Origin of the sequence: Neobacillus rhizosphaerae (assembly GCF_050477885.1) — a bacterium.
Lineage (GTDB): Bacteria > Bacillota > Bacilli > Bacillales > Cytobacillaceae > Neobacillus > Neobacillus rhizosphaerae_A.
Window position 1 is genome coordinate 1 of the sequence record NZ_JBCNAC010000144.1, and the last position, 5,264, is coordinate 5,264.

Sequence of the window (5,264 nt, forward strand, 5' to 3'; positions counted from 1 at the left end):
TTTTCTTGACGTAGTATCAGGATTGGCTCATTTTTGGACTGGATTGGCTCAATTTTATGGGTTATTGGCTATTTTACCAAATACTAGGAAACAAAAACGCAAAAAAGTGCCATAGCTTCCCGAGCTACAGCACCTTACTGGATCATATTCAAAAACTTCCTAGTTCGTTCTTCTTTCGGTTGGGTAAAGATGACATCTGGCTTGTCTCTTTCGACCACGACACCCTGATCCATAAAGATGACCTCATCAGCCGCTTCACGGGCAAAGCGCATTTCGTGGGTGACAACAATCATAGTCATACCTTCATTGGCAAGGTCCTTCATGACTTTTAACACTTCTCCAACAAGCTCCGGGTCAAGCGCTGATGTCGGTTCATCAAACAGCATCACCTCTGGCTCCATGGCAAGCGCCCTGGCAATACCGACCCGCTGCTGCTGACCACCAGAAAGCTGTGCCGGATAGTAGTCCACTTTATCTCCTAGACCTACTTTCTCTAAAAGTGTTTGGGCTTTTTTTCGAGCAGCATCTTTGCTCTCACCCTTTACCACCACTGGTCCTTCCATCACGTTCTCAAGGGCCGTTTTATGTGGGAAAAGATTATAATTTTGAAACACCATTCCGGTTACACGCCGAAAGGTAGCGATATTCTTCTTCGAAACTGCTTTTGAAAAATCAAGACTCTGACCTTCGATGGAGATGACCCCTTTTGTTGGAGTTTCTAGCACATTCAAGCAACGCAGCATGGTCGTTTTTCCAGAACCAGACGGCCCGATGACAACCACCACTTTACCCTTCTCCACCTCAAGGTCAATTCCCTTTAACACTTCTAATTGACCGAACTGTTTATATAGACCTTTAATTGAAATCATCATAAAACTCCCTTTTTTCCTTTAATCACCATCACCAGGCTAAGCTCCATAGCGGTCCAGTCTTTTTTCCATAATCCCTTGAATGACGGATAGGAAAAAGCAAATGACCCAATAAAGGAATGCCGCTTCTGAATACACCAATAAAAATTCATAATTGGTTGAAGCAATCTCTTGAGCACGGCGAAACATCTCAGTTACGAGCACCAGTGATGCGAGTGATGTATCTTTTACAAGACTGATAAAGGTATTCGATAAGGGCGGTATAGAAACTTTGGTTGCCTGTGGAAGAATAATTCTTTTTAATGCTTGCGTATAGGACATACCAATGGAATATCCAGCTTCCCATTGCCCTTTTGGAATAGAAAGAATTGCTGCCCGGATAATTTCTGATGCATATGCCCCTACACTAAGAGAAAATCCAATGACTGCAGAAATAAAAGGGTCAAGGGTAACACCTAGATTAGGAAGTCCATAAAAAATAATAAATAATTGCACTAACAACGGTGTTCCTCGAATCGCTGAAACATAGACTCTAGCAATACTTCGCAATAACTTTACATGAGAAATCCTAGCTAATGCAGTCAGCACAGCCAAGATTATACCGCAAATAAAGCTAATAATGGTCAGCGGGATCGTATTTAAAATAGCTCCCTCCAGCATAGGCTGAAGGGAACTTTTTGCTATATCAAATAACTTTTGTGCTCTTTCTGGGTCAGTAAAAATACTATTTAAGTACATCTTCACCAAACCATTTCTCTGAGATTTTTTTATACGTACCATCATCGACGATATCTTTTAATACTTTATTCACTTCGTCAACAAGTGAGTCGCTCTTCTTTCTGAACATGAATCCACTTGATGATGCATCATCACTGGTTGCTGCAATCTTAACTGGAGCATCTGGCTTGCTCTTTTTATAATCTAAGAAGGTTAATTTATCATTGATGGTTACATCTACACGTTTTTGCGCAAGCAATTCGATTGATTGTTGGAATCCTTCTACACCTACAAGATTGGCACCGTATTTCTTAGCCATAGCTCCGTAATTACTTGTCAATGATTGCGCAGAATTTAATCCTTTAATATCTTCGAAGGTCTTTACTTTATCGTTATCCTTACTTACGATTAACACAGCAGATGAGGTAATGTAAGGATCAGAGAAATCATATTTTTCCTGACGCTCTGGATTGATCCCCACTTGGTTTGCAATCATATCAAAACGCTTGGCATCCAGTCCAGCGAACATGGCATCCCATTGCGTCTCTTTGAATTCTGCTTTCACTCCGAGACGTTTCGCGACTTCCTGAGCAAGCTCCACATCAAATCCAGTTAAATTTCCACTTGTATCATGGAAGGTAAATGGCGGATATGTACCCTCAGTACCAATCGTAATTGTTCCATCATCTTTTATTTTTTTCAATAAGTCTCCATCCGCTTTTTCAGCTGTCTTTTTATCTGATTCCTTTTTTGCTTTCTCGTCTTTACCACATGCTGAAAGAACAAACATAAAGCTTAATAAGAGTGCAAATAGAACAGTTAACTTTTTCAATCTCAAAACCCCCTAATTCTGATAGTTTTTGTAGGATTTAATTATCATATTACATCCATTGCTATCTGTCAAAAGAAATAATTGTTAGGAATCAAAATTATTTTTCCCCTTTCTCTATAAAAAAAACCTATCAGAGAATCCCTGATAGGTTCGTTAATTATGCGGCCTTCTGTTGCGCCTTATTCTTACTTTTCTTTTTCAACAGTGGTCCGTAGAATAGAATTCCACTTGCTAATAGTATCATACCGTAGGTAAAGGTTTTAATATCAGCCGTCCCTGCGATGATGACCCAAACTGCATAAATGGTTGAAAGGAGCGCGATGATTCCATCTGTGAATCTTGATTTATCTCCATTATAGGTATCTCCTGTAACAACTAATTTCAATTGATAGACAGACGAGATAAAGTATGGAACTAAATATGATAAAGTGGCAATGACAATAACAAAATCAAATGCACCAGATATTGATTTTGAAATCGTAGAGAAAATGAACAATTGACCTAAACCGTTTGAAACAATCATTGAAAAGACTGGTAAGCCTTTTTTGTTTTCTTTTAAGAAAGCAGGAAGGAACAAGCCCTGTTTTGCTGCTTGATACGGAACCTCTGCACTTAACATTAACCAACCAATCGTTGATCCAAATAAGCTGATTAGTCCCACTGCAGCTAACACTTTCCCGCCAATTGGTCCTAAAACAGTTGAAATCGCATCAATTAATGGCTTATCTGAGTGAATAAGGGTGTTTTGGTCTAACATCCCCATCACTAAAGTACTGATTCCTACGTAAATTCCAAGGGCAATAAATAATCCTAAAATCGTCGCACGTTTTACATCTGTTTGTTTTCTCGCACGTGAAGCAAAAACGACTGCTGATTCAACACCAATAAATGCCCATAAGGTATTAACTGCTGCGTTGTTTATTTGCTTCATCATACTAATCGAGTGACCAGCTTCATCGAGTCTTTCTGCCATGAATGGAAGCATGTTACTTTTTTCAAAGGCAAACAGTCCAACGATAATAAATAAGATAAATCCTGCAACCTTCGCAGCAGTGGCCATAAAGTTTAATTTACCGGCACTTTCCATCCCGCGGAGGATAATAGTATGCGTTCCCCATAAAAGAACGGAACACACGATAAAGGTTAAACCATTCCCTACCTTAAGTGTAAAGTTACCAATTGTGAACCAGTCTGCCTGGCTTGTTAAAATTGGGAAAAAGGTAGATAAATAACCAGCGAAGGTAGTAATCATGGCTACGTTCCCTGCTAAATTCCCAATCCAATAACCCCAAGTAGACATAAAACCTGATAATGTCGATGCATGTGAACCTTGTTTAAACAAGTCCTTTGCATATATTTGTGGTCCACCTTGTAGGGTTGGCTTTCGAACGGCTAAATTCCCAAATACAAGTGCCGTCATTAAGACTCCAAAACCTGTTACCAACCATGCAGAAATGACGCCAGCAGGACTTGCTGATTCTGATAAAGAACGTGGAAGCATAAAAATACCCGAGCCAACCATGTTACCAACAACCAGTGCGGTTAGTACCCAAAAACCTAACTTATTTGCTTTCCCCATGCTGTTAACACCTCTCAATAAATAATTATTTTTATTTTATAATAATGTTTTAACTCAACAATTTTTTGTATAAATATTAATCAACGCTTTTTAATATAGGGGCATTATGGATTTATGTCAATGGGAAATTTTATCTTACTAAAGTGTTAATGAGTTAAAACACAAAAAAAATAGTAAGTAATCATTCTTAGTGATCACATACTATCTGTACTTTCTCTATTTAACAGTTTCCATTATACCTTCAATTTTTTGTTTATTAAATATGTGGTTAATGGAAATTAGGATAGTTTTCGCCATTAGACCCATTTCATCATTTTCGGCTCTTCTTTATCCTTATCTTCCTCTTCATATACTTCTTCTGCGATCTTCCGATTTGAAAAATAAAAACTCTTTAAGATGAAATAAAAGCCAAGTGTTTTAAAAATATGACCCAAAAAATTATCTAGATCAAATACACTTTGGTAGATTGTAAAAACTAACTCTGTTAACAGTAAATATACAAAAGCCAACGCGAGGGAAAGTGTCGCTTCACTTTTTACTTGATGATATTGATACAATGTCCTAATTAAAGAAACAAAAAGAATAAAACTGATACCATATTCGATTCCATTTTTCAAAAGTGTTGTTCCTTTACCTTCTACCATCAGAATGGGCAAGTTTTTTTCATAATAAATAACTAAGAAGCTGACAGTTAGTGCTATGATTATTCCAGCTAATAAAGCAAGCGGGCGGTAATCCCTTGATAATTTTCGCTCAGGAATGAATAGGGTAGCTAAAATTAATAGTGACTGAAAGATTCGTGCAGAAACCCAAAACCAGGTGGCTTTAGCGACAGAGCTTTCAGTAAAAAAATAAGGCATTCCTTTAAAGGATAAGGTGTGGAGCAGGTCAAGTGTCCCTACTATAAAGAATGTAAAAGTTAAGAGGAGCATTTGACTGGACTGATTCTTCTCATAGCTTTTCAATCCATACAAAAGTATAGTTGCAGAAATAGCGATGCTAAAGCTCTCTAAAAGCGTATGAAATCCAACATAATTCGCGGGGTTATAAAAGGCAGAAATTTGCGCTTGAAACACATGAATCATCATTAGTAAAACGATGGCCAAAATCGAAAAAATTAGAAATCTCCCTTCAGTTATTTTCACACTAGTTACACCTCCTTTTACATCTTGTTTTACTTTATTATAAAAGTAGTTGACTCAAAATGACTGTCATACTTGTAGCTGTTTTATGAATTTTAGAACAATAGGCGGAAGCGCCTCGTTCA

Annotated in this window: 5 protein-coding genes; all 5 read right to left on the reverse strand. The window is 37.8% G+C overall.

The window, feature by feature from the left end; genetic code table 11:
- Nucleotides 1-134 precede the first annotated feature (134 nt).
- Nucleotides 135-869, reverse strand: coding sequence for an amino acid ABC transporter ATP-binding protein (locus ABES03_RS19735; protein WP_430119884.1), 735 nt, complete (start codon nucleotides 867-869; stop codon nucleotides 135-137).
- Between the two features lie 39 nt (nucleotides 870-908).
- Complete coding sequence (locus tag ABES03_RS19740) at nucleotides 909-1,607, reverse strand: amino acid ABC transporter permease (protein ID WP_430119876.1); 699 nt, start codon at nucleotides 1,605-1,607, stop codon at nucleotides 909-911.
- Entirely contained in the window at nucleotides 1,594-2,418 is an 825-nt protein-coding gene (locus ABES03_RS19745; protein WP_430119878.1) for an amino acid ABC transporter substrate-binding protein, read from the reverse strand. The genes ABES03_RS19740 and ABES03_RS19745 overlap by 14 nt, the downstream gene beginning before the upstream one ends.
- A gap of 157 nt (nucleotides 2,419-2,575) precedes the next feature.
- Entirely contained in the window at nucleotides 2,576-3,997 is a 1,422-nt protein-coding gene (locus ABES03_RS19750; protein ID WP_430119880.1) for an amino acid permease, read from the reverse strand.
- 296 nt (nucleotides 3,998-4,293) lie between these two features.
- Entirely contained in the window at nucleotides 4,294-5,142 is an 849-nt protein-coding gene (locus ABES03_RS19755) for an MASE3 domain-containing protein (protein ID WP_430119882.1), read from the reverse strand.
- Between the last annotated feature and the right edge of the window lie 122 nt (nucleotides 5,143-5,264).